Genomic DNA, 2601 nt, shown 5'->3' on the forward strand with positions numbered 1-2601 from the left:
AATACCATACAACTGAACAGCGTGATGACTGCAACTTTCATGGCGAAACTCCCTCTTCGAAAAGTGATTGCTCTTACAGAGACCTCCGCCAATCGCCAATGTTGCTCATCCGCCGCCAAACGTCCTTAAAACGCCTGTTTAACGACATCCAGCTCCCGCAGCCGCGCCAGTATGAGCGGCGTCATATTTGTCCAACGCCTCCTGGCCCCCGCGCTTGTAAATGATCGGCACGGTTTCCGATTGCCAGCCAGACTGATAGCAACTCATCTGCAGCACTGCGGGCGCAACCGGCTCCTCGTCAGCTTCCGGCGCACTGGCACAGCCAACCATCAGGCCAGTGATTATAAACAGCGGTAACCCCTTGATCATGTCGCTCCCCTTAACCAAAGCTGATCTTCAGCCCTTGGCACGTTGCTCAAGCACTTCAACGGCCGGCAGCACTTTACCTTCAACAAACTCAAGGAACGCACCGCCACCGGTAGAAATGTAGGAGATTTGATCCGCGATGCCGTATTTGTCGATGGCCGCCAGCGTGTCACCGCCACCAGCGATGGAGAATGCTGAACTCTCGGCAATCGCTTTGGCCAGGGTTTTGGTCCCTTCGCCGAACTGATCGAACTCGAACACGCCGACCGGACCATTCCACAGAATAGTCTTGGACGATTTCAGCAAGTCGGCGAAATGCGCTGCAGTTTGCGGACCAATGTCGAGAATCATGTCGTCATCGGCAACGTCTGCGACCAGCTTTACCGATGCTATGGCGCTTTCAGCAAACTCCTTGGCCACAACCACGTCGGTAGGCAACGGCACGCTGACCTTGGCGGCGATGGCGCGTGCGGTGTCTAGCAAATCGGGTTCGTACAACGACTTACCAACGTTATAGCCAGCGGCTGCAAGGAAGGTATTGGCGATGCCGCCACCGACGATCAATTGATTACAGATCGCGCTCAGGCTATTGAGCACGTCGAGCTTGGTGGAGACTTTAGACCCAGCAACGATAGCCGCCATCGGCTGGGCCGGTGCGCTCAAGGCTTTGCCCAAGGCATCGAGTTCTGCAGCCAACAACGGCCCGGCGGCGGCAATTTTGGCGAACTTGGCGACGCCGTGGGTCGAACCTTCGGCCCGGTGCGCGGTGCCGAATGCGTCCATCACGAACACATCGCACAAGGCAGCGTATTTATGCGCCAGCTCGTCAGTGTTTTTCTTTTCACCCTTGTTGAATCGCACGTTCTCGAACAGCACGATGTCGCCGGCCTTGATCTCGAATCCGTCCAGATAGTCGGCCACCAGCGGCACTTTACGACCCAGGGCATTGCTCAGGTAATCAGCAACCGGCTTAAGGCTGTTTTCAGCAGAAAACTCGCCCTCGGTAGGTCGGCCCAAATGCGAGCAAACCATCACCGCTGCGCCCTTTTCAAGCGCGAGCTTGATGGTCGGCAGCGAAGCTACTATGCGTGCATCGCTGGTTACCACGCCGTCTTTCACCGGGACATTAAGGTCTTCGCGGATCAGTACACGCTTACCGTTCAGATCGAGGTCGGTCATCTTCAACACGGTCATGGGGCAGTCCTTGTTTTATTGGGGGTCACGCACGGCGTTCAGATAGTGATCTGCAACGTCGAGCATTCGATTGGCAAAACCCCATTCGTTATCGAACCAAGCCAACACGTTCACCAACCGAGGGCCGGAAACACGGGTCTGGCTGGCATCGACAATTGCCGAATGGGGGTCATGGTTAAAATCACAACTGGCATGCGGCAATTCGGTGTACGCCACCAGCCCCTTGAGCGGGCCACTGGTAGCGGCCTCGCGCAGGATCCGATTGATCTCGGCGGTATCGGTATCACGTGCAACTTGCATCGTAATGTCGAGGCACGAGACGTTTACCGTGGGTACCCGCACAGCTTTGGCCTGAATTCGCCCGGCAAGTTCCGGGAGCAGCCGTTCAATGCCGCGCGCCAGACCAGTGGACACCGGAATGATCGACTGAAAAGCTGACCGAGTACGCCGCAGGTCTTCGTGGTGGTAAGCGTCGATCACCGGCTGATCGTTCATTGCCGAGTGAATGGTGGTGATCGTGATGTAGTCCAGCCCGAGGGCCTGATCCAGCAATCGCAACAACGGCACGCTGCAGTTGGTGGTGCAGGAAGCGGCTGACACCAGCAGTTCATCGCCCGTCAGCTCTTGCTGATTGATGCCGTAAACAATGGTGGCGTCGACATCCGACTCGCTGGCCATGGGTTGCGAGAACAGTACCCGGGGCGCGCCGGCATCGAGGAAGCGCTGGCCATCGGCACGGGTGTGAAAAGCGCCCGAGCATTCGAGTACCAGATCAACGCCCAACCCGGCCCAGTCGATGCCTTCCGGAATCGCGCTGCGCAGGACTTTAATGCGGTGATCGTTAATGTGCAGGTATTCGCCTTCGACCCGCACTTCGCCTGGAAAGCGACCGTGGGTGGAATCGAAGCGCGTGAGGTATTCGAGACTGGCCATGTCGGCCAGATCGTTGATCGCGACCACTTCAAACCCGGCCTTTGCCCCCCGTTCACAGAGCGCACGCAAGACGCAACGACCGATACGGCCGTAGCCGTTGAGAGCAAC

General features: G+C 57.4%; 3 protein-coding genes. All 3 read right to left on the minus strand.

Going from position 1 to position 2601, the window contains the following annotated elements; all coding sequences use genetic code 11:
• Positions 1-138: 138 nt before the first annotated feature.
• A complete protein-coding gene (locus tag M0974_RS05255; protein ID WP_297833641.1) occupies positions 139-369 on the minus strand; it encodes a hypothetical protein in 231 nt (76 codons plus the stop codon).
• A gap of 27 nt (positions 370-396) precedes the next feature.
• The gene (locus M0974_RS05260) at positions 397-1560 is read right to left on the minus strand and encodes a phosphoglycerate kinase (RefSeq protein WP_297833645.1); all 1164 of its coding nucleotides are present in this window, start codon (positions 1558-1560) and stop codon (positions 397-399) included.
• Positions 1561-1575: 15 nt separating this feature from the next.
• A partial coding sequence (epd, locus tag M0974_RS05265; RefSeq protein WP_297833648.1) for an erythrose-4-phosphate dehydrogenase occupies positions 1576-2601 on the minus strand: 1026 nt, incomplete at its 5' end.

Source organism: Pseudomonas sp., assembly GCF_026224925.1.
GTDB lineage: Bacteria > Pseudomonadota > Gammaproteobacteria > Pseudomonadales > Pseudomonadaceae > Aquipseudomonas.

What these genes read in the sequence shown, in the direction of transcription:
- M0974_RS05255 (WP_297833641.1), bottom strand. Translation starts at nt 369, where the DNA reads ATGATCAAGGGGTTACCGCTGTTTATAATCACTGGCCTGATGGTTGGC.
- M0974_RS05260 (WP_297833645.1), bottom strand. Translation starts at nt 1,560, where the DNA reads ATGACCGTGTTGAAGATGACCGACCTCGATCTGAACGGTAAGCGTGTA.